Genomic DNA, 25,517 nt, shown 5'->3' with positions numbered 1-25,517 from the left:
GCTGCTATCATCATTGACAGGGTAAATTCTTTGTTAGGAGTGTTGCATGTTGCGCACCACGTTGGCCCTGATGTTGGCCACCCTCTCCCTGGGCGTTATGGCTCAGGACTACATCATCTACCCGGCAGCCGGTCAGGACGCCGAGCAACAGAAGCAGGACAAAATGGAGTGCCAGGCCTGGGCTACGGAGAATACCGGGGTAGACCCGGTGCAACTGGCCAGCCAACCGGCGCCCGCCAGTCAACAAACCGGTGGTGAGCGCGCCCGCGGCGCCCTGGGCGGTGCCGCCGCCGGGGCGGCCATTGGCGCCATTGCCGGCGATGCCGGTGACGGTGCCGCCATAGGCGCCGGAGTGGGCGTATTGCGAGGCGGGGCCAAGCAGCGGCACGCCGCTGCCGCCAATCAACAGGCACAAGCCAATGCCCAAGCCGAGAAAGACAGCCAGATGGCGATGTACGGCCGAGCATTCAAAGCCTGCATGGAAGGGCGTCAATACACGCTGCAGTAACGAGCTGGGTTCAGGCCAATCCCATGGCCTGAACCGCCACATACACGCAGATGGCCAGGCCGGCGGTAACCGTCAGGGAGCGAGCCATGGCCCAATCGGCCAGGTAACACAGCGGATGCAGGAGCCGGGTCAGCAGAAACCCCAATGCCGCCGGCGACAACACCGACTCCGCCACCCCGGCAAAATGGGCCACGGCAAACACCGCACTGTACAGGGCCAGTGCCTCCCAGGCATTGGCCTGAGCCGCCCAGACTCGGGCGCCAGCACCAGTCAATTCACGAGCCTGCAACCTGGGGTGATGGTTATCCAGATGCCCCAACTGCCGCAACTTCATGACCCCACCTGCGGCAGCCAACCCATAAGGCAGCAGCGCCAGTATCAGCCACACCCACAATGACGTTGCCATCGCAGCCCTCCCTCATTCACCATCGCTTGTTAAGCCGACTCAGGCCGGAACATGGCGGGCTTCCAGCTCTTCATACAGGCTGACAAACTGTCCGGTCAGTTTGTGCCCTGGGGCCAGATGGATCAGTGGCAATTGTTGATGGTGGGATTCTTTCATCTTTACCGAACTGCCCAGATAGGTCGAAAACAGCGGCACAGTATCCTGGGCCGCCAACTCAGCCACCAGCGTCTGAGGCAACCTGGCTTGAGGGTTAAACTGATTCACCACGATGCCTTCCGCTTCAAGCTTGCCGTTGTGATCCGCCTTTAGCTCCAACAGGTTGTCCATCAGTCTGGAGATGGCCTGCGCGGAAAACCCATCACAATCAAACGGAATCAGCACTTTATCTGCTGCTATCAGGGCCGACTTGGAGTAAAAGTTGAAATTGGGCGGGGTATCGATGTAGATGCGGTCAAACTCGTTATCCAGAGTCTTTAACGCGTCCCGAAGTTTGTAGATTTTATACCGCATCTCCAACTCCCGCTCCAGAGTCGCCAACGCCGGGCTGGCGGGCAACAGGCTCAGGTTGTCAAACGGCGTCTTGTGAACAAACTGCTCCGGTGCCGGCATGGAGCCAAACCAGCCGACGGTTTGCTTAAGCAGATCCGCCACCGTCTTACCCTGCGGCAGGTTGGCCTCGTCCACTCCCAGGTAATGGCTGCTGTTGCCCTGAACATCCAGATCCACCAGCAGCGTTCGATAGCCCCTGGCCGCACTGATGGCAGCCAGGTTAACGCTGATGCTGGATTTGCCGACTCCGCCCTTCTGGTTAAACACCACCCGTTTCATTGACTCTTCCTTAAGCGTTCAATTTTCAGTCAATCTTACGGTACCCTTGCATCAAAGTCAGCCCTTGCGACGGTTAACTTTCGCCGCCCCTGGCCATCGAACCCCCGTAGCCAAAAGCAACCCGGGCTCACGGCCACCCACCCAGAAAACCGCTACACTGAGCAACAGACTTTGTCAGTACGCGATAACCACGATGAGCAAATTTCGAGAGTTTTCCAAACGACGCTGGGAAAGCGCCGATCTGGCCACCGATCTGGAAGAGTTTATGGCTCGGGATATCAGCATCCACAGCCTGTTCCGAGGCGCCACCAACTTGTCTCAGGTCACCAACCTACTCACCCAACTGGTGCTGGCCGAAGAGCCGGAGTTGCTCAGAGAGCAACCGTTGAACACCGGCACCCTGCTGCAGATGCTCAGTCTCGGGCTGCGCCACATGGTGATCAAGAGCCTGTCTGATGGCCCATTGAGTCAGACACAACACTTAATCTGCCTGCTGGCCCGCCACGTCGCTCAGGCTCAGTCACAACAGCCAGAGCACCCCAGCTACCAGGCCATCAGTGAACAGATACTGGCCCTGTACCAACAATGGGATGAGGCGATGCGGCAGCAGAGAGCCTCTCAGCGAAATATGATGCGCTAACAAAAATGCACAAAAAAACGCGGCCAGGCCGCGTTTTTTATTGCTGCTTACAGCGCCCGAATGATGCCGCCTTCCACTCTCAATGCCTGGCCGTTCATGGCACGGTTGCTGGTCAGATACACGGTGGCATTGGCCACCTCCTCCACCTGGACAAACCGCTGCAACAGGCTGGTGGGCTCGTGATCAGTGAAATAGTTAGCGGTCAATTCCGCCACCGGTTTCCCCTCTGACTGCGACAGGGTATCAAAGTAATTTTCTACCCCTTCGGTCCAGGTTGGGCCGGGCAGGACCGAGTTTACGGTGACGTCCTGGCCCTTAGTCAGTTCGGCCAACGCCCGTGACAGCGAGATCAAGGCGGTCTTGGTCACCGAGTAGTGCACCATCTGTCCCAGAGGCTTGATGCCACACTCGGAAGCGATGTTGACGATGCGCCCATAGCCCCGTTGCTGCATCTGCGGCAACAGCGCCCGCGCCAGGCGCACCGCGCTCATGACGTTAACGTTGAAATAGTGCATCCACTCGGCATCGTCGATGGCCTCAAACGCCTTAACTTCGAACACGCCGGTGTTGTTAATCAGGATGTCGACCCCGCCCAGTTCCTGCACTTGAGCCAGCAACTGCTCGGCCTGTGCCGCGTCCGCCAGATCCGCCGCCACCGCAAACACCCGGCCTTCGCATTGCAACTCGTCCGCCAGACGATCGGCCACCTGCTGACTGCGTTGCTGGTCACGGCCATGGATCAACACCTGAGCCCCCTCCTTCAGATAGGCTTTGGCAATGGCATGACCAATTCCTGCGGTTGAACCCGTTACCAAGACTCGCTTATTCTCTAACTGCAGCTGCATTGTTACCTCGAATACCAGGGAAGATGCCACAAGTGTAGTTGCTGCAAATACCATCAAAAAATTATCTTTGATAATATTTTTAATTACATATATTTATGGATTATCGCTATGGACAGCGTGTTTGATCTGTTTTCCGGCCACAGCCAAGAATACGCCCGCTTTCGCCCGGACTACCCTGAATCGCTGTTTGAGCACATCAGTGGTCTCTGCCAGCAACAGCAGCGGGCTCTGGATATCGCCACCGGTTCAGGACAGGCGGCTCGGGCACTGGCTGATCACTTTCAGCAGGTGTTGGCCGTCGACGTCAGCCTGGCTCAACTCCGGCACGCCAATTCGCACCCCAGGGTGCGGTACCTGGCCGGCCGGGGCGAGCAGATTCCGGTTGCTGACGCCAGCCTGGACCTGATTACCGTTGCCCAGGCCCTACACTGGCTCAATCTGCCGCGGTTTAACCAGCAGGTGCACCGCACCCTGAAACCCGGCGGGGTGTTGGCGGTGTGGTGCTATGGTAACTGCCACGTTACCCCGGCCGTGGATGAGGTGGTCGCCCACCTGTACCAATCGATTCTGGGGCGCTACTGGTCTGCACAGCGACGCTGGGTCGAAAACGGCTATCGGCATCTGAAATTACCGCTGCTCCCACAGGCCACCAGGCATCTGCAGATTGAAAAATCCTGGACCCTGGCCCAATTTTGCGGCTACCTGCAAACCTGGTCGGCACTGCAGCGGTACTTGAAGACCCATACAGAATCCGATCTGAAACCGGTCTGGCAGGCCCTCGCGGTTGCCTGGGGCGATGCCCGCAGCACCAAGGTGGTGCGCTGGCCACTGACCCTGAGGGTCACAACAAACCCAGGTTGAACTTCAGGCTGGGCTTGTCCTCATTGCTGACCACAATCAAAAACGGCCGCCTGAGGCGACCGTCTTAAATTCGTTGTTGTGATTCGATTAGCGCAGCAACTGCGCCAGTTCGGTTTCCAGCCCTTGCGGTGTCTGGCCTTCGATGCGGCCAATCTCTTTGCCGCCCTGACGCACAATGAAGGTCGGGAACGCAATCACCTGGACCCCCTCCATCAACGGCGTCTCTCCGGCGCTGCCTTTCTTATCGACACCAACGTAATCGGCGGTGATATTGGGGTTATCGAGGATCTTCAAAATCTTCATCATCCGCGGCACCTGTTGCTGGCTGACCTTATCCCAGGTTCCCAGTACCGCCAGAATTTCCACCTTGTCCTCCCGTTTTACCAGTGGACTCAGGGCTTCGGTATTGACCTTATAGGCCAGGTATTCCCGCCCCATGGGGATCATTTCAAAGATCAACTGCTGGCTGGTGAGCTTCCCCACCAATACGGCATCTTCCATGGGCACAGCGCCATGTGGATTGTTGCCTTTGAGCCCATCCATGCTCGCATTGCCATTACCCATGCCTGGCATCGCAGATACACCACTGCTCATTACCAGAGCGCCCAGAATCAATCGTTTCATCATTGCAGATACCTTCTAAACGCCAACAGTCTGCTGCCCCTTGCGGGACAACCCATATGCTACCTATCGTAGAACATTAGGTACGTCAATGGCGCTTTGGTTCTCGATTTAATGCAACTAATTTTCATTTAGTGCAGTGGATCACAAAGCCGCCGCCGCCGCGGAAACAAACCCTTCTCAGAATCCTCGCCAACACCGGGCCGAGAGGCGGATCATCCCCATCCTCGAATCACTGTGGTACCCTTTGGCAAATTTTTTCAGCGGACACCTCCATGGCCAAACACTCCTCCCTCAGTGAAAAACAGTTCTGGATTCAGCGACTCAGTAAATCCAGCCTGAGAGCCTTGCATGTGTTAGGCATCATTGGAGCCAGTGGCGGTTTTTTCTACAACGTCGATAAATCCCTGTGGCTGCCCTGGTGGATACTGGCCATGAGTACCGGCCTGATCCTGATGGTGTGGGAGGTGGTGCGCTCGCCACTGTGGCTGGTGCAGATGAAGGGGGTGCTGACCCTGCTGAAGGTGGTCTTGGTGGCGCTGTGCTATCCCCTGCCCCAGTATAAGGTGGCGCTGTTTTGTACCGTGGCCTTGATCTCGGTGATCACCTCCCATGGTCCCGCGGGCTTGCGCCACTACTCAATCTGGCACCGGCGTCGCATCGATGGCCCTAAAGAGGTCAAGGGCTGATTCCCGCTGCCTTGCTCACCCGCAAGCCGTTATACTGGGCGCTCCTCCCTTATCAAGGACGCCCACATGCACAGCAACCTCTCCCCCGCGGCCTTTCTGATCGAACACCAGGCCCTGTTTGATTCGCTGCCGCCAGGCCCGGTTCTGGATCTGGCCTGCGGACACGGACGTAACACCCTCTACCTGGCTCGCAAAGGCATTCCGGTCTGGTGTGCCGACCGCAATCCAGAGGCACTGGCCGCCATTGCCGCCATCGCCGAAGCCGAACGCCTGCCCATCGTCTGCTGGCAACTGGATCTGGAACAGCCCGATAGCGCCCCTCTGGCCGGCCGCCAGTTTGCCGCCATCGTGGTCTGTCACTACCTGCACCGGCCGCTAATGCCGGCACTGCAGGCAGCGCTGCTACCTCAAGGAATTATTTTCTATGAAACTTTTCTCAGCCAACAGGCTCAAATAGGCAAACCCAGTAACCCTGACTTCCTGCTTAAGCCCGGTGAACTGAAACAACACTTTGCATCTTTGCAGCCCCTGCATTACGTTGAAGGGGAGCATCAACAACCGCATCGCTTCAGCGCGCAGTTGATCGCCAGAAATCATGCCCACTAAGGAGACGCCGTGCTGCAGTGGTACCCAGACAGTTATCGCATCGGGATCGCACCGATACTGACCCTGTTGATGGTGTTTTTTGCCATCGGCGTTCGCGTGCTGATACCCGAAGGTAATACGGCGTTTCAATGGCCCCTGAACATCGCCATGGGCTTGATCGCCCTATTGCACCTGTATCTGATTATTGACGATCGGGTCATGAAACGGGGAGATGCGTTGATCTACGGCCTGGTGCACATCTGCATGGCCTTCACGGTATGGATTTTTGCCCTGATGGTCGTGACCGGCAACGACCTGTTTTAAAACACCGCTAATGGAAATGCCCCGGTCTAAAAGGCGAGCTACGCCAACCAGCCACTGCCCACCTCGATAACCCGGGCACCACTGAGCTGGCGCTGCCAATCCTGATAGCGCTCTGCGGATGCCACCACCAGCACATTCTGATCCGGCGCCAATGCCGTGGGCAGGCAGGCACGGCGCTGAGCATCGCGGCGGCACAGCTCGTCGAGGCGCTTCGGCAAGTCACCGTCAAACCACAGCGCATCGCACTCCTGCATCAACATCGCCGCCTTCAGCGGCAACAGATCCGGATCCACCTCGGCGGACAGCAGCAGCGCCCAGCCAGCTTCGGCCTGCTGCTCCATTGCCTGCTCGAGTCGCGCGTCGGTCTGATCATCGAAACCCAGGCCATTGCGGCTTAAGAAGCGCTCCCACACTCGGCGCCGTTGGACCAGTGGAATCCGATAGCGGGCCTCGGCCATAAACTTGGCCAGCGGTGATAAGGACGATGGCAACAGCGACTCCAGTCGCCGCCGCAGCTCTTTCACCAGTACCGGCGCGCCCCCTTCACTGCCGATGGCCACCACCACCGGGCTGCGATCGACAATGGCCGGGGTGATTACCGTACAGGCGCCCGGATCGTCCACCACATTTACCCAAGCCCCCTGCTCTTTTGCCAGCACACTGATGCGGCGGTTCAGGTCCTCGTCGTCGGTGGCGGCGATCACCCCGTCAAAACCGGGGATCAGGTCATCATCGAAGAGTCGGGATACCCAGTGAAACCCCTCCTGCTGCGTCTGCAACTCGGCACACAACTGCGGCGACACCAGGGTAATGGTCATCTCACTGCGTCGCCACAACGCCAGTTTACGGGCAGCCACTTCGCCCCCGCCGACGATCAACAAGCGCTTGGCCTTAGTATCAAAGAACAGGGGGAAATAACGCATCAGCTCTCCATCGGCAACTGCCGGTTCATCCAGTCACGACGACCGCCAATCAGCGAATACACCTGGGTATAGCCCATCAGGTTCAGATTCACTGCCGCCAGTACCGAGCGATAACCGCCGCCACAATAGAGTACCAGGACCTGATCTTTGTCCGGGTACAGGGACTCAATGTCTCGCTCCATCACACCGCGGCCCAGATAACTGGCATTGGGCAGGCGGTCGCGCTGCCACTCGTCCTGCTCGCGCACGTCTATCAGCTGATGAGGATGGCCGTTGGCCTGCCAGTTAAGAAGGGTATCGATGGAGAGTTCTTTCACTTGCGGCCGAAGGGAGTCGACCAGGGCATCAAAGCCAGGATTGTGTTTCATAGCAACCTATTTCTGGGGCAAGCCCCCGCAACGCCAACAGGTTTCGAAATGACCATCATTCTGCTCGTCGCAACTGGGACACTGCCAGGGCGCCTGACTCTGATGATATTGTTCCAACACCGCATTGGCTTTATCAAAATGACGACGTTGCACCAACAAACCGACTTCCTGGCTGTCTATGGGAAGCTCACCGGTGCCTCCGGCCAGGGCTTCCCCCAGCAGGCGTACCATTACTCCCTGTTGCTCCAGCGCCCCTTTCAAGGCATGGGCTTCCAGGGCATTACTGGCCCGGTACAACTCTACGAAGCTATCCATAATCCATTCCTCGTATAAACTCGGCCCCATACACAGTCCGATTTTCCGTTACCAAAATCGGCATCGCGACCGAACAGGGTGCCTCACCTTAAGGATATTTCAATCCTTAAGGATGCACCTGAAATCCGGCCACTTGGGCACTCCCTGATATTCGCTGCGCTTCGACATCATCTACAAATTGCTAACAAAAAGCCACCCCGAAGGGTGGCTTTCAACAAAATTACCGTTAACTGGCTGGGAGTTACGGCAGCAGGCTTTCCTGGTCGGCGCCCTCTTTCTCAATCACTACCGGCATCATATGCTCCCGGGTCAAGCCCAGCTTGATGGAGGCATAACTGGCCACATAGATGGAGGAGAAGGTACCAAAACCAATACCCAGCAGCATCGCCGTTGCGAAGCCATGAATCATCGAGCCACCCTGAATAAACAGGGCGATGACCACAAACAGGGTGGTGCCCGTGGTGATAATGGTCCGGCTCATGGTCTGAGTCACCGAGGTGTTGACCACGTGCTCCGGGCTGCCCTTACGCATCTTGCGGAAATTCTCCCGCACCCGGTCAAACACCACGATGGTATCGTTGAGCGAGTAGCCCACCACCGCCAATACCGCCGCCAGTACCGTCAGGTCAAATTCCAGGAAGAAAGCGGAGAATACCCCCAGCGTCACCACCACGTCGTGCACCAACGCCGCCACGGCACCCAGTGCCAGACGCCACTCAAATCGGAACGCGACGTAGGCCAGGATACAGATGATGGCGGTCAGAACGGCCAGGCCACCCTGCTCGGCCAACTCTTTACCCACCTGGGGGCCAACAAACTCAACTCGCTTGATGACCGCATCACTTTCCAGGCTGCGAGCCGCCTCTTCGATACGGACCACCATCTCGTTGCCTTTACCGGCCTTGGGTGGCACGCGAATCAGCAGGTCGGTGGCAGCGCCAAAGTGCTGCACGATAACGCCTTCAATGCCCTGAGCTTCCACCGCTCTGCGCAGTTCGGCGGTGTCTTTCGGCTGTTGGTAGACGATCTCCACCACGGTACCACCGGTGAAGTCCAGGCCCCAGTTGATGCCCCGGGTCGCCAGAGAAACCACCGAGGCGATCATCAGCAGCACCGAGATGGCGCTGATCACCCGGGCATGGCGCAGGAAATCGATCGTTTTATTTAGGGATAACAGTTCAAACATCGGTTTCCACTCCTTAAATCGACAGCTTCTTGAGACGTTTACCGCCCCACAAAGCGTTCACCACAGCACGAGTACCGACAATGGCGGTAAACATGGAGGTGGCAATACCGATCATCAGGGTGACGGCAAAGCCCTTCACCGGCCCGGTGCCCACGGCAAACAGAATCAGCGCCGTCAGCAGGGTGGTGATGTTGGCATCGGCAATGGTTGAGAAGGCGTTGGCGTAGCCTTCATGAATCGCCTGCTGGACACTGCGTCCGGCCTTCAGCTCTTCACGAATACGCTCGAAGATCAGCACATTGCCGTCCACCGCCATCCCCACGGTCAATACGATACCGGCAATGCCCGGCATGGTCAGGGTCGCGCCGGGAATCATCGACATCACACCGACCATCAACACCATGTTTGCCACCAGGGCGCCCACGGAGATCAGACCAAATTTACGGTAGTACACCGCCATAAAGAAGATCACCGCCACCAGGCCGGAGATCATCGCCGCCAGGCCGTTGTCGATGTTTTCCTGACCCATAGAAGGACCAATGGTGCTTTCCTGAACGATGGTGATTGGTGCAATCAGGGCGCCGGCACGCAGCAGCAACGCCAGCTTTTGCGCTTCCTGAGGCGTATCCAGGCCGGTGATGCGGAAGCTGCGACCCAGGCGCGCCTGAATGGTCGCGGTGTTGATCACCTCTTCGTGCTTCTCGAATTCAGGCGAGCCATCTGGCTTGCGCTTACCGGTGGACTTGTACTCGATAAAGACCGTGGCCATGGCCTTACCGATCTTGTCACGGGTCCAGTCCGCCATCTTGTTGCCACCGGTGGCATCCAGGTTGATGCTCACCTGAGGCTGACTGGTTTCACTGAAGCCGGACTGGGCGCCAGTGATGTGGTCACCGGTGAGAATCACCCGCTTATCCAGCAGTACCGGACGGCCATCAGCACTTTCAAACAGTTGAGAACCGGCAGGAATCTGGCCGCGAAGGGCAGCACCGAGGTCGGCCCCTTCAGACACCATACGGAACTCCAGGGTTGCCGTAGCACCCAGAATCTCTTTGGCACGAGCGGTATCCTGTACCCCGGGCAACTCCACCACGATGCGGTTGGTGCCCTGTTGCTGAACCACTGGCTCAGCCACCCCCAGCTCATTCACCCGGTTACGAAGAATGGTGATGTTCTGCTGCAGCGCGTACTTCTGCACTTCCGCCAGGTAGGCTTCGCCCATGCTGACGTGCAGCGTCATGTCACTGTCATCAAACACCAGGTTGGGATTGCGCTGCTTCAGAAAATCCTCGGCCTTAACCAGGGTCTCCTGGTCGCGAAAGCGAATCTCAATGCTCTTGGCGCCGGCACGAATACCGGCGTAGCGCAGACGCTGCTCGCGCAGATCGGAACGGAAATCGGTAACCAGCTGAGTTTCCTGCTTGCGAATCGCTTCGCTCATGTCCACTTCCATCAGGAAATGCACACCACCGCGCAGGTCCAGGCCCAGCTTCATCGGGCTGCCGCCCAGCGCCGCCAACCAGTCCGGCGTTGCCGCCGCCAGGTTCAACGCCACAAAGTAGTCGCTGCCTAACTCGTTGGCCACCAGAGCCTTGGCTTTGAGCTGATCCGGTGCGCTGTTAAAACGCAGCAGGATCTGGCCATTTTCCAATTCCGCCCGCTTGATGGTCAGGCCGTCGTCCTCGATCACCTGCTGCAAACGCGTCAGGGTCGTCGGGGTCACCTCGGCGTTGCGGCCGGCGGAGATCTGCAGGGCAGGGTCTTCACCAAACGCATTCGGCAAGGCATAGAGCGCACCAATGGCGAGGATAAACACCACCATCAGGCTCTTCCATAAAGGATATTTATTCAGCACCGCTGTGCCCTCTTAATACGATCTTACAGAGATTTCAGGGAGCCTTTAGGCAATACCGCTGAGACATAGCTCTTCTGGATAGTCACTGTGGTGTCTTCATTCAGAGCCAGTACCACAAAATCGTCATCTTCTTTGATCTTGGCGATCTTGCCCACCAGGCCACCGTTGGTCAGCACCTCATCACCCTTGCTCAGGGAGCTCATCAGTGACTTGTGGTCCTTTACGCGCTTGGCTTGAGGACGGTAGATCATGAAGTAGAAGATCAGACCGAACACCGCCAGCATGATCAACATCTCTACACCGCCACCCTGGGGGGCCGCACCGGTTTCAGCGTATGCCTTTGCAATAAACATATCGGTTCTCTTTTAGTTATCAGTTAATCAATCAATTACAGGCGGCACAGGGCGGCCTTGCTTGGAATAGAACGTCTCGACAAAGTCGTCTAATTTACCTTGCTCGATGGCGCCTCGCAAACCTTCCATCACTTTCTGGTAATAACGCAGATTGTGAATGGTATTGAGGCGCGCACCCAGAATTTCGTTACAACGATCAAGATGGTGCAAGTAGGAACGGCTGTAGTTCTTACAGGTGTAACAATCGCACTCGCTGTCCAGCGGGTTGGTATCGTCACGGTGCTTGGCGTTGCGAATCTTCACCACCCCTTCGGCGGTAAACAGATGGCCGTTACGGGCATTGCGGGTCGGCATCACGCAATCGAACATATCGATGCCGCGACGCACCCCTTCCACCAGATCTTCCGGCTTACCCACGCCCATCAGGTAACGGGGCTTATCTTCCGGAATCTTCGGACAGATGTGCTCCAGAATGCGGTGCATGTCTTCCTTGGGTTCGCCCACGGCCAGACCGCCGACGGCGTAACCGTCAAAGCCGATGTTCATCAGCCCTTCCAGAGACTCATCACGCAAATGCTCGTACACGCCACCCTGAATGATGCCGAACAGCGAGTTCGGGTTCTCCAGTTTATCGAAGGCATCTCGGGAACGCTGAGCCCAGCGCATCGACATCCGCATCGACTTTCCGGCTTCCTCTTCCGTAGCCGGATAGGGGGTGCACTCATCAAAAATCATCACGATGTCAGACCCCAGGTGATACTGGATCTCCATCGACTTTTCCGGATCCAGGAAAATCTTGTCGCCGTTGATGGGGTGACGGAAATGCACGCCGGCTTCGGTGATCTTGCGGATGTGACCCAAAGAGAACACCTGGAAACCACCGGAATCGGTCAAAATCGGTTTTTGCCAATTCATGAAGTCGTGCAGGTCACCGTGCTTCTGCATGATTTCGGTGCCCGGACGCAACCACAGGTGGAAGGTGTTGCCGAGACAGATTTCGGCGCCGGTGGCTTCAACCTCTTCCGGGGTCATCCCCTTGACGGTGCCATAGGTGCCCACCGGCATAAACGCCGGAGTTTCTACGGTGCCCCGTTCAAAGGTCAGTCGGCCGCGACGGGCGCGTCCTTGGGTGGTGATCAGATCAAATTTCATTTCTACCTCTTGCCAGATAAACAGTCTGACTGAATAAAAGCCCTGGGGCATTGAATACACAATGTGGATTAAGGTGCCGGTTTTCAAGGGAGGACGGTGATTTGCGGAGAAAAAGATCCAATTTGGCACCCGAATTGAAACCACGGGAAACAGCGCGCCAATATTTCAACAAAATCCCCTCAACAATCCCCGATTAAACCGGTTAACTGTAACCGGTTCGTTCTTGATAGTGAGGCCGGTCAGCGAACTGACCAATCCGCGTCGACCCCAGCATCGACACGGTTATTGCGAGTGAGTCTAGCCGATCTGCCGGAAAATTAATCCAGGCAATCCTCCTGGCTGTGAAGCTTCTCATCACGATTGATGAACATTGCATCGCCATAGCTGAAAAAACGATACCGATTATCAACCGCATGCCGATAAGCCGCCATCACCTTATCCTGGCCGGCGAACGCCGACACCAGCATGATCAAGGTGGATTCGGGCAGGTGAAAATTGGTGACCATGGCATCCACCAGCTGAAAGCGGTAACCGGGATAGATGAAGATGTTGGTGTCGCTGGCAAACGGACGCAGTTCGCCGGTTTTTACCAGCGATGCCTGAGCCGCCGACTCCAATGATCGCACCGAGGTGGTGCCCACCGCCACTACCCGGCCACCGTCGGCCTTGGTTTTGACGATGGCATCCACCACGTCCTGAGGCACTTCGGCCCACTCGGAATGCATATGGTGGTCTTCGATCTTGTCGACCCGTACCGGCTGAAAGGTGCCCGCTCCCACATGCAGGGTCACGTAGGCAAAACGCACCCCTTTGGCCTTGAGCTTGTCCAGCAGGCGATCATCGAAGTGCAGACCGGCCGTCGGCGCCGCCACCGCACCGGGGCGACTGTTGTACACGGTCTGGTAACGCTCGCGATCGGCCTCATCGTCCGGGCGATCGATGTAGGGAGGCAACGGCATGTGACCGATGGCATCGAGAATGCTGAGCACCGGCGTACTGCCTTGAAACTCCAGCTCAAACAGCGCATCGTGACGGGCCACCATGATCGCTTTGACGCCCTGCTCAAACTGCAGTTCGGTGCCCACTTTGGGAGACTTGGAGGAGCGCACGTGGGCCAATACCCGATGGGCGTCCACCACCCGCTCAACCAGAACCTCGATCTTGCCGCCACTGGCCTTCTTACCGAAGACCCGCGCCGGGATCACTCGAGTGTTGTTAAACACCAGCAGATCACCGTCGTGGAGTTGATCCAACAGATCCGGGAACTGTCCATCCACCAGATGGCCGCTGTTGCCATCCAGATGCAACAGCCTCGAGGCGCTGCGCTCGGCCATGGGAAAGCGGGCGATCAGCTCATCGGGAAGGTCAAATTGAAAATCAGCAACCTGCATTGGTATCAGTCTCATTCATTCGCCGTGAGGCGGGGGGGCAGTAGTCTAAACCCATTCAGACCCGGGATCTAGCCTACGGCACCGGGATGACGCGGTCTTTTTTGTCCACAACTCATCCAATCCGTGTTCAGCATTTCAACAGCCACGCCCCTTCTCAAAACTTTACCGTGTTACCACACTCGTTGACGTCCCGGTCGCTACACTGGCACTCCCGAGCTGCTGGAGACCCCGATGATGGCTAAGGTGAAGCCACTGCGCTGACCCATCCCGACTTTGACCGGGCCGACTCTGGTCGGCCTTGCCCCGCCCTGCTCCGGCCGCTAAGGTAAAACCATGACTCAGGCATACGGACCCTCATGAACTTTCTTGCCCACTTGCATCTGGCGGACCTGACTCAAACCAGCCTCGCCGGCGCCCTGGCCGGAGACTTTGTCAAAGGTCGTTTCGATGACCAGCCCGAGGCGCTGAAACAGGGAATCTGGCTGCACCGTCAGATAGACAGCTACATCGATGGCCACCCTCAGCTGCTGCAGCTGAAATCACGCTTTCCCGGCCACTACCGCCGCACCTCGGGGATTCTGCTGGACATGGCCTTCGATCACCACCTGGCTCGCCATTGGCAACAGTACCACCCACTGCCATTGCCCCAATTCTGTCAGCATAGCTACCGAATCCTGCTGAGCGACCCACAACTGCCCCCTCAATGCCGCGCCCTGGCCACTCACATGTCCCAGGGTGACTGGCTTGGCAATTACGCTCATCACGCGGGGCTGACCCGGGCCATCACCGGCATCGCTCAGCGCCTGTCCAGGCCACAGCTGTTGCTGGGAGGCGAACAGGTGCTGACGCAACTGGAGCCGGAGATTCTCGACACCTTCTCCAGCCTCTACCCGCAGATCATCGACTTCGCCACGGATGCCTCCGATGGTTATTCACGGCGCTGACTCGACTCGAACGGATCGCCGTGCACCTCTTTTTCGGTCAGCCACAGGCGGGTATCAAACTCCAGTTGATGGTAATCGGGCAGCATATGCAGGCACAGCTGATAGAAGCCTTTGTCGTGTTGCTTATGCTTAAGGTGCGCCAGTTCATGAACGCAGATCATTCGCAGTAGCGGTTCCGGGGCGCGCTTAAACAGCGCCGCAATGCGAATCTCATTATGCGTTTTGACCTTAGCCCCCTGGCGGCGCTGCACATAGCTGTGAGTGCCCAGGGCGTTGTGAATGACATGCAGACGGGTGTCGTACTGCACTTTATTCACTACCCCGGCTTTTTTCATGTGTTGCTGTTTCAGCTGCAGCAAGTACTCACGCAGTGCGCCATCGTTGCCCACCTGATGCAGGCTGGGGTAGCGACGCCGAAGCCGTTCGCCCAATAGCCTCTGGTCCAGTAGTCGAGAGACCTGCTGCACAATCTCCGCCGGATAGTGGTTCAGGTAGGGCAGCGAGCGTTCGATTACAGCCATTCGTTCATCACCACATGGGTGGTGATTTTCACCACCGTCGGCAGGGCATCCAGCTCGGCGCGAATCTCGTGCAATCGCTGCATCGAGTCCATCTTGACGAACACCAACAGGTCGATATGGCCGCTGATGCCATGACAGGTGATCACCTCGGGGATCTGACGGATGTTATCGGCAATGTCTTTGCAGCTTTTGTCTTGATGAATAATCTCGAAGTAGGCGCTGATGCCTGACAGCATCGACTGCTGCAGTTGCGCCCGGTAACCACGAATCACGCCGCTTTGCTCCAGCTTTTTAATTCGCTCCGACACCGACGACCGGGCCAGGTTAACCTTGTCGGCGATGGCCGCCACCGGTTGGCGGGCATTGAGTTTTAACTCCGCCAGAATGGCCTGGTCAAAGCGATCCAGTGACGATCCCATGCTGCTACTCCTAAGGCATCTCTGCCGACGATTCGTCGGCGAACTCCGATAATCTGACTGGTAATTCCGACACCTAAGGCGACAGATTGCAAGTACAATTTCTATATTCCATGCCTATTGAAGACCCATTATGACGCATTTAAAAGGAAGCATCGGCCGCTGGCAGGGTGTCGGCTTGATCACCACTTCGCTGCTGGGCACCAGCGTATTTATTCTGCCCCAGGTGACCGTCGACATCGCCGCCTCAGGCGCACTGTGGGCCTGGGTGCTGCTGGTTTTGGTGATCCTGCCGGTGGCCTTGGTCTTTGCCGAACTGGGCAAACGCTTTGCCAATGCCGGCGGCCCGTCCCACTTCGTACATCGGGCCTTTGGCCGCCGACTGGGCACCACCGTTGGGGTGCTGTTCCTGTTTGCCGCGCCGGTTGGCACCCCGGCGGCCATCATGATGACGTTCGAGTTTATCCAGCCCCTGCTGAACCTCGACGGCGGCGCCTTGTTGGCGGCCCAGCTGGCCATGCTGGGCCTGCTGTACCTGATCAACATCGGCGGCATTCAGCTGTCCAGCGTGCTGCAACTGGGTCTGACCCTGGCGATTCTGGCGGTGGTCATCGCCCTTGCCATCGGCGCGCCGCTGCCCCAGGCCAGCCATCTGCAACCCAGGGTAAACACCGACGTCTGGAGCGCCTTTGGCATCGCCCTGTGGGCCTATCTAGGCGTCGAGGTGGTCAGCCACCTGTCGGAAGAGTTTAAACGGCCTCGACAGGACTTTGTTCCCGCCATGGTCATCGCCACCCTGTTGGTGGCCGCCGTGTACCTGGTGTGCACCCTGATGGTGCTAGAACGCCCTCATGACAGCACATTGGCCATGGTCAGCCTGTTCAATGACCGCTTCGGCCAGGGCGGCGAATGGGTCATTGGCCTGCTTGGCACCGCCGCCGGTTTTGCCACCGTCAACACCTACCTGGCCTCCATGTCCCGACTGGCATGGCGACTGGCTCAGGACGGGCAACTACCTGCGGGGTTTGGCCGCCTGAATCGCCACCGGGTTCCCACCTTTGCCCTGGCAATGCTGCTGGCCGTCGTGGCGCTGTCGCTGTCGCTGGCCCACGGTTTTGGCTGGCAATTTGAGGTACTGCTGGAATGGGTTAACGGGGTGTTTGTGATGATCTACCTGTGCTCGATGCTGGCGGCGCTCAAACTGCTGAATGGTCGCTTTCGACTCAAGGCGCTGTTGGGGGTTGGCGGCTGTTTGCTGTTTGCCTGGTCGCTGGGCTGGGGCATGCTGTATGGCGTTGCCATCTTTACGGCCGTGTGGCTACTGAGGCGACGATCCGCTGTCGACTGCCATTCTCAGGCACTCTCTTGAAGCACTGAGGAGAAAAAAAGAGGGGTGGCCGCAAGATCCACCCCGAAGCACAAGCAACGTAGCTAAATTGGAAGGATGCCCCCATAGCCCGGGGGCCTGGCCCCCACAGGAGCCAGATGGCCAACGGTCGGGGACTGCCTTGACCGTTGCCCGCGGCGCCGACTGCATGGCAGCACCGCAGGATGGAGCAGCGAAAGCGATACCACAGGCTTTCGCATTGCCCCGTCACCGAAGGCGACGGGGACACCATTAGCCGAACTGGTTCATGGTGTTGTCTTTGCCGGAGGCCTTCAGGGCCGCCTCACCGGAGAAGTACTCCTTGTGATCATCACCGATATCGGAACCGGCCATGTTCTGGTGTTTAACACAGGCAATGCCCTGACGAATCTCCTGACGCTGTACGTTCTTGACGTAGCCCAGCATGCCCTGCTCACCGAAGTATTCCTTGGCCAGGTTGTCGGTAGACAAGGCCGCAGTGTGGTAGGTCGGCAGAGTGATCAAGTGATGGAAAATACCCGCTTCCCGGGCCGCATCGGCCTGGAAGGTGCGAATCTTTTCATCGGCCCTGGTCGCCAGCTCGCTGCTGTCGTACTCGGCACTCATCAGATTGGCGCGGTCATAGGCTGACACGTCTTCCCCGGCTTCCTGCATGGCATCAAACACCTGCTGACGGAAATTCAGGGTCCAGTTGAACGACGGGCTGTTGTTGTATACCAGCTTGGCGTTGGGAACGACGTCACGGATGCGGTTCACCATGGCGGCAATCTGACCCACGTGTGGCTTCTCGGTTTCAATCCACAACAGGTCGGCACCGTTTTGCAGCGAAGTGATGCAATCCAGAACCACCCGGTCTTCACCGGTGCCTTTGCGGAACTGGAACAGGTTACTGGCCAGGCGCTTAGGCTTAAGCAGCTTGCCGTTGGCCTTCACCACCACGTCACCATTCTGAATGTCTTCGGCGCTGTTAACGTAGTCGCCATCCAGGAAGCTGTTGTACTGATCCCCCAGATCCCCGGGCTCGTTGGTAATGGCGATCTGCTTGGTCAGGCCGGCACCCAGTGAGTCGGTACGGGCCACAATCACGCCATCATCCACACCCAGTTCCAGGAAGGCATAGCGAACGGCGCGAATCTTGGCCAGGAAGTCTTCATGAGGCACGGTAACCTTGCCGTCCTGGTGACCACACTGTTTCTCATCCGACACCTGGTTTTCAATCTGGATGCAACAGGCACCGGCTTCGATCATCCGCTTGGCCAGCAGGTAGGTGGCTTCGGCATTACCAAAGCCGGCGTCGATGTCGGCCACAATCGGCACAATGTGGGTCTGGTGGTTGTCGATCTGAGACTGAATCTCGGTGGCCTTGCTGTCATCGCCAGCGGCCTTGGCCTCATCCAGGCTGCGGAACAAGCCACCCAGTTCACGGGCATCGGCCTGACGCAGGAAGGTGTACAGCTCCTCGATCAATCCCGCCACCGAGGTCTTCTCATGCATCGATTGGTCCGGCAGCGGGCCAAAGTCGGAACGCAGAGCGGCAACCATCCAACCTGACAGGTACAGGTAACGGCGATCGGTGCTGTTAAAATGCTTCTTAATGGAGATCATCTTCTGCTGACCGATGAAACCGTGCCAGCAGCCCAGAGACTGGGTGTACTGGCTCGGATCATTGTCGTAGCGCTCCATATCGGCACGCATGATGCCGGCGGTGTATTTGGCAATGTCCAGGCCGGTCTTAAATTTATTCTGGGCCTTCATACGGGCGGCGTATTCCGGGCTGATGGCGTTCCATGCATTGCCCTGTGATTCGATCAGCGTCGCCGCGGTATCGATATCAGATTGATAAGTGGACATATTCATACTCCTTGAAATTCAGTGCTTCTTAAGAAATCGTATCTTGCGTCAAAATCTGATAGCCCGGCAGCGTCAGGAAGTCGGCCAGCTCATTCGAGGTGGTCAGCTCCTCAAACAGCGTGGAGGCTTGCTCAAAGGCGCCGTTATCAAACCGCTCCTCCCCCAGCTCCTGTCGAACCACTTTCAACTCCTGCTCCAGCATGGCGCGGAACAGAGCCGGGGTGATCAACTGACCGTTGTCCAGGCTCTTACCGTGTTTAATCCATTGCCAGATTGAGGCTCGAGAGATCTCGGCGGTGGCGGCGTCTTCCATCAATCCGTAGATGGGCACACAGCCGTTGCCGGTGATCCAAGCTTCGATGTACTGCACCGCAATGCGAATGTTGGCTCGCATGCCGGCCTCGGTGGCCTGCCCCTCACAGGGTTGCAGCAACTCTTTGGCGGTGATGGGCGCATCCACATCACGACTGATGTGCAACTGGTTGTCCATCTCCGGTCCGATAAACTCGTTAAATACCCCCATGGCGGTATCCGCCAAGCCGGGGTGGGCCACCCAGGTGCCGTCGTGACCGTTGCGGGCTTCCAGCTCTTTATCCTGAGTCACCTTGTCCAGCACCTTCTGCTGCAGCTGCGGATCCTTAGCCGGAATGAAGGCCGCCATGCCCCCCATCGCCAGGGCGCCCCGCTTGTGACAGGTTTTAATCAGCAACCGGGAGTACGCCGACAGGAACGGCTTCTCCATGGTCACCTGCTGGCGATCCGGCAATACCCGATCAGGGTGGTTACGCAGGGTTTTAATGTAGCTGAAGATGTAATCCCAACGGCCGCAGTTCAACGCCACGATGTTATTGCGCAATTCATAGAGGATCTCGTCCATCTCGAATACCGCCGGCAGGGTCTCAATCAGGCAGGTCACCTTGATGGTGCCTGGCTGAAGACAGAACTTCTCCTCGGTAAAGGCAAACACCTGGGCCCACCAGCGAGCCTCCAGGTGACTCTGCAGCTTGGGAATGTAGAAATAGGGACCCGACCCCTTTTTCAACAAGGTCCGGTAGTTGTGGTAGAAGTACAGGGCAAAGTCCACCAACGCCCCCGGCAACGGTTCGCCATCAAACAGGATATGATTTTCCTTCAGGTGCAGGCCGCGCACCCGGGCGATCAACACCGCCGGATCCTCGTTGAGCTGATAGTGCTTGCCGTTGCCCGGATTGGTAAACTCAATGGTGCCCTCTACCGCATCCTTGAGGTTCTGCTGCCCTTCGACCACCTTTTCCCAGCTCGGAGCCAGGGAATCTTCGAAGTCGGCCATGAACACCTTCACCCGGGCATTGAGGGCATTGATGATCATCTTGCGGTCCACCGGACCGGTGATCTCAACTCGGCGATCCTTCAGATCATCGGGAATACCCAGAATTTTCCAGTCGCCCTCACGAATGTCTTTAGTCTCAGGCAGGAAGTCGGGCAACTGGCCCGCATCAACGATGGCCTGCCGCGCCTCTCGGCCCGCCATCAGCTGATTGATCGCCGGTGCAAACCGACTGCCGAGTTCTGCCACAAATGCCAGAGCCTCTTCAGACAAAATCGCTTTGTATTCCGGCTTTTGAGGGCCGATAACCTGAATCCCTTGCGCTAACTCTGTAACCTGGCTCATATGACGCACCTCCAGTGCAACTTTCATTTGTAACTATAAAACCACTTAACCTTGCCAACAGTTTAGACGATCATTGGTTAAGTTTTGCCCTCATCGACCTGTATTAAACCTGCACCAGCCCCATTTAAAGATCAATAGCCAATTGATGGTTTTTTTACATACCAATTTTAACTCACTGAAAACAAAGACCTTTAGGTTAGAACAAACACTTTAAACGCCAGTTTTAATTATTTGATTGAATTTAGACTAAGGTCGTATTCTACCAAGGTCTAAAATTGTTGTTGCTTTACAACATTTGAAATATATCGGCGTACAAAAATGCCAATAATTGATTTTTAATGATGAATTAATAGGGAATGATTGATTTATTCAAAAAAATTAACTATCGACATTATTGCAACCAAGCTATTGAAAATAATAGAAAATAAGTAATCACAATGGCCGGCACCCCAACATTGAAGCTCGGTAGTGTCAATTTGAATGGATGAGACTTTCATCAAAAAATCTGAATGCGTGTGACGTAAGATAACGTCTAAACCGCCCCCTCTCCCGACCGCCAAGCTCGGCCTGGCCACAAAAAAGCCGCAGACCCGGGTCTGCGGCTTTGTGAACCGATTCTAATGCAACTGGGGCATTAACCGGCCTTGGTGACCCTGCCTTTGACCTTTTCTCTCATGGTTTGCAGCAGGTAATAGAACACCGGTACTAACAGGGTTCCGACCACCCCGGCCATCAACATGCCACCAAACACCGCATAACCTAGGCTATTGCGACTCTCGGCACCGGCACCGGTGGCCACCACTAGGGGCAATACCCCCAGGATAAAGGAGAAGGCCGTCATCAATACCGCCCTAAACCGCATCTTGGCCGCGGTGACAGCGGACTCGACAATGCCGACGCCCCCCTCTCGCTGCTGTTTGGCAAACTCAACAATCAGAATGGCGTTTTTCGACGCCAACCCAATCAGCAACACCAAACCAATCTGGGTATAGAGGTTAACCTCGGCCCCGGCCAGCCACACATAAGTAAAGGCCCCCAGGATCGCCACCGGCACCGCCAGCATCACCGCCAACGGAATGGTCCAGCTTTCGTACTGTGCCACCAGGAACAGGTAGGTGAACACCAGCGCCAGGCTGAAGATCAACGGCGCTAGGTTGCCCGCTTTGATCTCCTGGTAGGTCTGGCCGGTCCAACTGAAACTGTAGCCGGCAGGCAGATTGCCGGCGGCCACCCGCTCCATGGCCGCCACCGCTTCACCGGAACTGTAACCCGGAGCCGGAATGCCGTTGATGATGGTTGAGCCAAACAAGTTATAGCGGTTCACCACCTCAGGTCCCAGAATCGGCTCCACTTTCACCAGGGTCGACAACGGCACCATGTCACCGGCGGCGGTACGGACGTAGAAACGGCTGATGTCACGATCGGAGTTTCGATACTCCTCCTCGGCCTGCAGCATGACCCGGAACACCTTACCGAAGCGGTTGAAGTCGTTCACGTAGTTCCCGCCGAGCTGAGTCTGCAGGGTTGAGAATATTTCGCTGAGGGGGATCCCCAACACCTTGGCCTTGTTGCGATCCACGTCCACAAACAACTGTGGCGTATCGGCACGGAAATTACTGAAGGCCACCGCGATCTCCGGCTGGCCATTGGCCTCGATGATCAGTCCTCGCATCACCTGCGCCAATTCGGCGGCACTGCGGCCCTGGTTGTCCTGCAGTACAAACTCAAAACCACCGACGTTGCCCACGCCCGGCAGCGGCGGCAAGGCAAACACCATCGCCTGCAACAACGGATTGGCGGCATACACCCCCTGCAGGGTACCCATGATCGCCTTATCGCTGAGCTCGGGTGTGGTTCGCTCCGACCAGTCATCCAGGGTCACCACCAACAAGCCGCCGTTGGACGACACCGAGCCACTGAGTACCGAAAACCCGGAAGCATGGATGACATTGCTGACCCCAGGCACTTGCAGGGTCTGTTCCACCAGCTCCGCCATCGCGGCCTCGGTACGGTTCAGCGAGGCACCATTGGGCAGTTGTATGTCCACCATAAAGGATTTCTTGTCCTCCGCGGGCACAAACCCGCTGGGCAAGACTTTACCCAACAGGCCGGTGGCCCCCAGGGCCAGGACAAACACCACCATCGCCATGGCACTGCGGCGGATCAGCGCCGAGACCCAGCCACTGTAACCATGAGTCAGGCGATCGAAGAAACGGTTAAACACCCCGAATGGGCCCTGTACCTTAGGCTGAGGCACCCGCAGTACCGAGGCACAAATGGCCGGCGACAGAGTCAGGGCGTTCACCGAAGAGATCAGTACCGCCACGCAGATGGTGACCGAGAACTGAGCGTACATCTGACCGGTGATACCGGGCATCACCGCCGTGGGCGCAAATACCGCCAACAGCACCAGAGTGGTAGCCACCACCGGACCGGTGACCTCCTCCATCGCCTTGATGGTGGCCGCCTTGGCGTCCAACCCCTCCTCTTCCATGATGCGACTGACGTTCTCCACCACCACAATGGCATCATCCACCACGATACCGATGGCCAGAATCAAGGCAAACAGCGAGATGGTATTGATGGTCATCCCCCCCACCAGCAGGAACACAAAGGTACCGATCAGGGAGACGGGAATGGCGATGCCGGGCACCAAGGTCGCACGAAAATCCTGAAGGAACAGATACACCACCGCAATCACCAGGGCGATGGAGATAAACAGCGTCTGCACCACCTCCTTGATGGAGACGGTCACAAACTCGGTGGTGTCATACAGGATCTGGTATTCCATGTCCTGAGGGAAGGATTGCGACAGCAGCGCCATCTGTTCGCGCACCGAGGTGGCCACCTCCAACGCATTGGCATCCGGGCTTTGGTACACGGCGATAATGGCACTGGGTTTGTTGTTGAGCTTTCCCTGGGCGTCGTAGGTCTGAGAGCCCAGCTCCACCCGGGCAATGTCACCGATCACCACCTTGGAGCCGTCTTCGTTGGAGCGCAACACCACCTGCTCGAACTCTTCCACCTCGACCAGCCGCCCTTTGGTTTGCAGGCTCAGCTGAAACTGTTGGTCGCGGGAGATGGGCGCCGCGCCGATTCGCCCGGCCGGAACCTGAATGTTCTGCTCCTGCAGGGCGTTACTGACGTCATTGGCGGTGATCGCCAGACTGGCCATCTTGCTGGGATCCAGCCAGATTCTCATGGCGTAATCCAGGCCACCGATGATCTGTACATCGGAGACCCCGCCCTGACGCGCCAGCACATCCTTGATGTTGAGGGTGGCGTAGTTGGTCAGAAACAGCGAGTCCAGGGTTTCCTGGGGGGCAACCAGGTTCACCAGCATCAGGAAGTTCGGGCTCTGCTTCTTAACCTTGACCCCCTGTTTGGTCACCTGCTCCGGCAGCCGCGGCAACGCCTGCTGAACCCGGTTTTGAACATTGACCTGGGCATCATCGGCATCGGTGCCCACCTCAAACGTCACCGTCAGCGAGTAACTGCCGTCATTGGCTGATTTGGAGGACATGTAGATCATGTCCTCGACCCCATTCACCTCGGCTTCGATCACCTGGGCAATGGTGTCTTTGACCACCTCGGCACTGGCACCGGCAAAGCTGGTGGTGACATTAATCTGCGGCGGCGAGACCTCCGGAAATTCGGCGATGGGCAGTAGCGGAATCGACAGCAATCCCGACAGCGTCAGGACGATGGAGATAACGAAGGCAAATTTGGGCCTGAAGACAAAAAAGCGACTGATCATTTCGCCTCCTGCCCTTCAGCCTCGAAGGGTTGTACCGTGGCCTCAGTGGCGGTCACTTCGACGCCGGGGCGAATCTTCTGCAACCCTTCGGTCACCACCCGGTCGCCCGGATTCAGGCCGGCTTTGACTTCCCACTTGATGCCAAATTGTTGCCCCAATGACACCAACCGCTTCTCTGCCTTATTGTCGGCACCGATCACAAACACATAACGGCCCTGCTGATCCTGCTGCACCGCCGCCTGTGGCACCAGCAGTGCCTGCTCGGTTTCCGGCGCTTCGATGACCACGGTGACAAACATCCCCGGCAACACGAAGTCATCCGGATTCGGGAACTGGGCCCGCATTTCGACGGTGCCGGTAGCTGCATCCACCCGGTTGGCCACGTAATCCACCCCCCCCCGCTCGGCATACTGATCGCCATTGGGCAGACGAATGTGCAGCACCAGCTCCTCCAGCCGCGGCAGCGCATCCGGGTTGGTTCGAATCACCTTATAGGCATTGGAAAGTTCACGGGAGGAGACCTGGAATGTCACCCAGAACGGATTGACTCGCACCAGGGTCGCCAGGGTTTGCTGTGGGTCAACCAGATCACCCTGAGACACCAAGGCGGTGGAGATCTTACCATCGATCGGGGCCGTCACCTTGGTGTAAGACAGTTGCAACTCGGCGGCTTCCAGGGCCGACTTGGCCTGCACCACCTGGGCTTCGGTCTGCAGTTTGTCGGAAGTCAGGGCATCCATGTCCTTTGCGGAGATCATGCCATCGGGGAACAGTTGCTTACCCCGTTCCCAGTTGAGGATGGCGACGTCGCGGGCGGCTTCGGCCTGGGTCAGTTGCGCCAGTTGTTGGCCGCGCTCGGCCAGATAGGGAGAGGGGTCAATCTCAAACAGCAACTGCCCCTGCTTGACCTCGTCTCCCTCGACGAAGTGACGTTTCAACATCGGGCCAGAGACCTGAGCCTGAATGGTCACATCCTCACTGGCCTGAGTGCGCCCGACGTACTCGGCCCCGTAGGTGACCGGCTCCTCGGCAATGGTGGTTACTCCGACACTGGGTGCCTGTGGCGCCGGCTGTCCGGTAGGGGCCTTATTGCACCCGCCCAGCACCACCAGTGCCACCAAGCCAAACCACTGTATCCCTCTCATCGCGCTGCTCCTTGCC

Annotated in this window: 26 protein-coding genes; 8 read left to right on the top strand and 18 right to left on the bottom strand. The window is 57.4% G+C overall.

Annotated features, from left to right (window positions below; all coding sequences use genetic code 11):
• The first annotated feature begins 46 nt into the window (after positions 1-46).
• The gene (locus J8Z22_RS03980; RefSeq protein ID WP_252008921.1) at positions 47-508 is read left to right on the top strand and encodes a glycine zipper family protein; all 462 of its coding nucleotides are present in this window, start codon (positions 47-49) and stop codon (positions 506-508) included.
• A 10-nt stretch (positions 509-518) separates the two neighbouring features.
• Here the strand turns inward: J8Z22_RS03980 and J8Z22_RS03975 are convergent, their stop codons facing one another.
• Positions 519-914: an MAPEG family protein gene (locus J8Z22_RS03975; protein ID WP_028114055.1), complete on the bottom strand. Its 396-nt coding sequence runs from the start codon at positions 912-914 to the stop codon at positions 519-521.
• A 39-nt stretch (positions 915-953) separates the two neighbouring features.
• The gene (locus J8Z22_RS03970) at positions 954-1,742 is read right to left on the bottom strand and encodes a ParA family protein (RefSeq protein ID WP_028114056.1); all 789 of its coding nucleotides are present in this window, start codon (positions 1,740-1,742) and stop codon (positions 954-956) included.
• Between the two features lie 193 nt (positions 1,743-1,935).
• On the opposite strand from J8Z22_RS03970, the gene J8Z22_RS03965 reads away from it, so the two are divergent.
• Positions 1,936-2,382, top strand: coding sequence for a hypothetical protein (locus J8Z22_RS03965; RefSeq protein WP_252008919.1), 447 nt, complete (start codon positions 1,936-1,938; stop codon positions 2,380-2,382).
• A gap of 47 nt (positions 2,383-2,429) precedes the next feature.
• Here J8Z22_RS03965 and J8Z22_RS03960 read toward each other — a convergent pair whose 3' ends face one another.
• A complete protein-coding gene (locus J8Z22_RS03960; protein WP_028114058.1) occupies positions 2,430-3,227 on the bottom strand; it encodes an SDR family NAD(P)-dependent oxidoreductase in 798 nt (265 codons plus the stop codon).
• A 108-nt stretch (positions 3,228-3,335) separates the two neighbouring features.
• Here J8Z22_RS03960 and J8Z22_RS03955 point away from each other — a divergent pair, with 108 nt between their 5' ends.
• A complete protein-coding gene (locus tag J8Z22_RS03955; protein WP_035416070.1) occupies positions 3,336-4,088 on the top strand; it encodes a class I SAM-dependent methyltransferase in 753 nt (250 codons plus the stop codon).
• Between the two features lie 87 nt (positions 4,089-4,175).
• On the opposite strand, the gene J8Z22_RS03950 is transcribed toward J8Z22_RS03955, so the two are convergent.
• Positions 4,176-4,715 (bottom strand): hypothetical protein, encoded by a 540-nt coding sequence (locus tag J8Z22_RS03950; RefSeq protein WP_252008917.1) that lies wholly within the window; start codon positions 4,713-4,715, stop codon positions 4,176-4,178.
• Between the two features lie 269 nt (positions 4,716-4,984).
• On the opposite strand from J8Z22_RS03950, the gene J8Z22_RS03945 reads away from it, so the two are divergent.
• From J8Z22_RS03945 to J8Z22_RS03935, 3 genes are all read left to right on the top strand, one after another.
• Complete coding sequence (locus J8Z22_RS03945; RefSeq protein ID WP_028114061.1) at positions 4,985-5,398, top strand: hypothetical protein; 414 nt, start codon at positions 4,985-4,987, stop codon at positions 5,396-5,398.
• 66 nt (positions 5,399-5,464) lie between these two features.
• Positions 5,465-6,004, top strand: a complete 540-nt coding sequence (locus J8Z22_RS03940) for a bifunctional 2-polyprenyl-6-hydroxyphenol methylase/3-demethylubiquinol 3-O-methyltransferase UbiG (RefSeq protein WP_252008914.1) — start codon at positions 5,465-5,467, stop codon at positions 6,002-6,004.
• A 9-nt stretch (positions 6,005-6,013) separates the two neighbouring features.
• Positions 6,014-6,307 (top strand): hypothetical protein, encoded by a 294-nt coding sequence (locus J8Z22_RS03935; protein ID WP_028114063.1) that lies wholly within the window; start codon positions 6,014-6,016, stop codon positions 6,305-6,307.
• Positions 6,308-6,345: 38 nt separating this feature from the next.
• On the opposite strand, the gene J8Z22_RS03930 is transcribed toward J8Z22_RS03935, so the two are convergent.
• The 8 genes from J8Z22_RS03930 to queA all read right to left on the bottom strand — a co-directional run bounded on the left by J8Z22_RS03930 (position 6,346) and on the right by queA (position 13,850).
• Entirely contained in the window at positions 6,346-7,230 is an 885-nt protein-coding gene (locus J8Z22_RS03930) for a bifunctional precorrin-2 dehydrogenase/sirohydrochlorin ferrochelatase (RefSeq protein WP_252008912.1), read from the bottom strand.
• Positions 7,230-7,598 (bottom strand): rhodanese-like domain-containing protein, encoded by a 369-nt coding sequence (locus tag J8Z22_RS03925; RefSeq protein WP_028114064.1) that lies wholly within the window; start codon positions 7,596-7,598, stop codon positions 7,230-7,232. The genes J8Z22_RS03930 and J8Z22_RS03925 overlap by 1 nt, the downstream gene beginning before the upstream one ends.
• A 6-nt stretch (positions 7,599-7,604) precedes the next feature.
• Positions 7,605-7,913: a DUF2007 domain-containing protein gene (locus J8Z22_RS03920; RefSeq protein ID WP_028114065.1), complete on the bottom strand. Its 309-nt coding sequence runs from the start codon at positions 7,911-7,913 to the stop codon at positions 7,605-7,607.
• Between the two features lie 241 nt (positions 7,914-8,154).
• The gene (gene secF, locus J8Z22_RS03915) at positions 8,155-9,099 is read right to left on the bottom strand and encodes a protein translocase subunit SecF (RefSeq protein ID WP_252008910.1); all 945 of its coding nucleotides are present in this window, start codon (positions 9,097-9,099) and stop codon (positions 8,155-8,157) included.
• Positions 9,100-9,112: 13 nt separating this feature from the next.
• Complete coding sequence (gene secD, locus J8Z22_RS03910) at positions 9,113-10,954, bottom strand: protein translocase subunit SecD (protein WP_028114067.1); 1,842 nt, start codon at positions 10,952-10,954, stop codon at positions 9,113-9,115.
• A 23-nt stretch (positions 10,955-10,977) separates the two neighbouring features.
• On the bottom strand, positions 10,978-11,307 hold the full coding sequence (gene yajC / locus J8Z22_RS03905) for a preprotein translocase subunit YajC (protein WP_028114068.1): 330 nt from the start codon (positions 11,305-11,307) through the stop codon (positions 10,978-10,980).
• 27 nt (positions 11,308-11,334) lie between these two features.
• Positions 11,335-12,459, bottom strand: coding sequence for a tRNA guanosine(34) transglycosylase Tgt (tgt, locus tag J8Z22_RS03900; protein ID WP_028114069.1), 1,125 nt, complete (start codon positions 12,457-12,459; stop codon positions 11,335-11,337).
• A gap of 317 nt (positions 12,460-12,776) precedes the next feature.
• Positions 12,777-13,850 (bottom strand): tRNA preQ1(34) S-adenosylmethionine ribosyltransferase-isomerase QueA, encoded by a 1,074-nt coding sequence (gene queA, locus J8Z22_RS03895; RefSeq protein WP_252010446.1) that lies wholly within the window; start codon positions 13,848-13,850, stop codon positions 12,777-12,779.
• A 356-nt stretch (positions 13,851-14,206) separates the two neighbouring features.
• On the opposite strand from queA, the gene J8Z22_RS03890 reads away from it, so the two are divergent.
• The gene (locus tag J8Z22_RS03890) at positions 14,207-14,794 is read left to right on the top strand and encodes an ACP phosphodiesterase (protein WP_252008906.1); all 588 of its coding nucleotides are present in this window, start codon (positions 14,207-14,209) and stop codon (positions 14,792-14,794) included.
• On the opposite strand, the gene J8Z22_RS03885 is transcribed toward J8Z22_RS03890, so the two are convergent.
• Both J8Z22_RS03885 and J8Z22_RS03880 read right to left on the bottom strand, forming a co-directional pair.
• Positions 14,779-15,315 (bottom strand): M48 family metallopeptidase, encoded by a 537-nt coding sequence (locus J8Z22_RS03885; RefSeq protein ID WP_252008903.1) that lies wholly within the window; start codon positions 15,313-15,315, stop codon positions 14,779-14,781. The genes J8Z22_RS03890 and J8Z22_RS03885 overlap by 16 nt on opposite strands.
• Complete coding sequence (locus J8Z22_RS03880; protein ID WP_028114073.1) at positions 15,306-15,722, bottom strand: Lrp/AsnC family transcriptional regulator; 417 nt, start codon at positions 15,720-15,722, stop codon at positions 15,306-15,308. The genes J8Z22_RS03885 and J8Z22_RS03880 overlap by 10 nt, the downstream gene beginning before the upstream one ends.
• 142 nt (positions 15,723-15,864) lie before the next feature.
• Here J8Z22_RS03880 and yjeH point away from each other — a divergent pair, with 142 nt between their 5' ends.
• The gene (yjeH, locus tag J8Z22_RS03875; RefSeq protein WP_252008901.1) at positions 15,865-17,100 is read left to right on the top strand and encodes an L-methionine/branched-chain amino acid transporter; all 1,236 of its coding nucleotides are present in this window, start codon (positions 15,865-15,867) and stop codon (positions 17,098-17,100) included.
• A 249-nt stretch (positions 17,101-17,349) separates the two neighbouring features.
• Here yjeH and J8Z22_RS03870 read toward each other — a convergent pair whose 3' ends face one another.
• The 4 genes from J8Z22_RS03870 to J8Z22_RS03855 all read right to left on the bottom strand — a co-directional run bounded on the left by J8Z22_RS03870 (position 17,350) and on the right by J8Z22_RS03855 (position 25,501).
• Positions 17,350-18,948: an isocitrate lyase gene (locus J8Z22_RS03870; RefSeq protein WP_028114075.1), complete on the bottom strand. Its 1,599-nt coding sequence runs from the start codon at positions 18,946-18,948 to the stop codon at positions 17,350-17,352.
• 28 nt (positions 18,949-18,976) lie between these two features.
• Positions 18,977-20,599 (bottom strand): malate synthase A, encoded by a 1,623-nt coding sequence (gene aceB / locus J8Z22_RS03865; RefSeq protein WP_028114076.1) that lies wholly within the window; start codon positions 20,597-20,599, stop codon positions 18,977-18,979.
• A 634-nt stretch (positions 20,600-21,233) separates the two neighbouring features.
• Positions 21,234-24,356, bottom strand: a complete 3,123-nt coding sequence (locus J8Z22_RS03860) for an efflux RND transporter permease subunit (RefSeq protein WP_252008899.1) — start codon at positions 24,354-24,356, stop codon at positions 21,234-21,236.
• Positions 24,353-25,501, bottom strand: coding sequence for an efflux RND transporter periplasmic adaptor subunit (locus tag J8Z22_RS03855; RefSeq protein ID WP_252008897.1), 1,149 nt, complete (start codon positions 25,499-25,501; stop codon positions 24,353-24,355). Before J8Z22_RS03855 ends, J8Z22_RS03860 begins: the two co-directional genes overlap by 4 nt.
• Positions 25,502-25,517 lie beyond the last annotated feature (16 nt).

It is taken from the genome of Ferrimonas sp. SCSIO 43195 (assembly GCF_023716685.1).
In the GTDB taxonomy this organism is placed as follows: domain Bacteria; phylum Pseudomonadota; class Gammaproteobacteria; order Enterobacterales; family Shewanellaceae; genus Ferrimonas; species Ferrimonas kyonanensis.
Note: the sequence above shows the minus strand (reverse complement) of the source record. Positions and strands in the feature narration are given on the sequence as shown.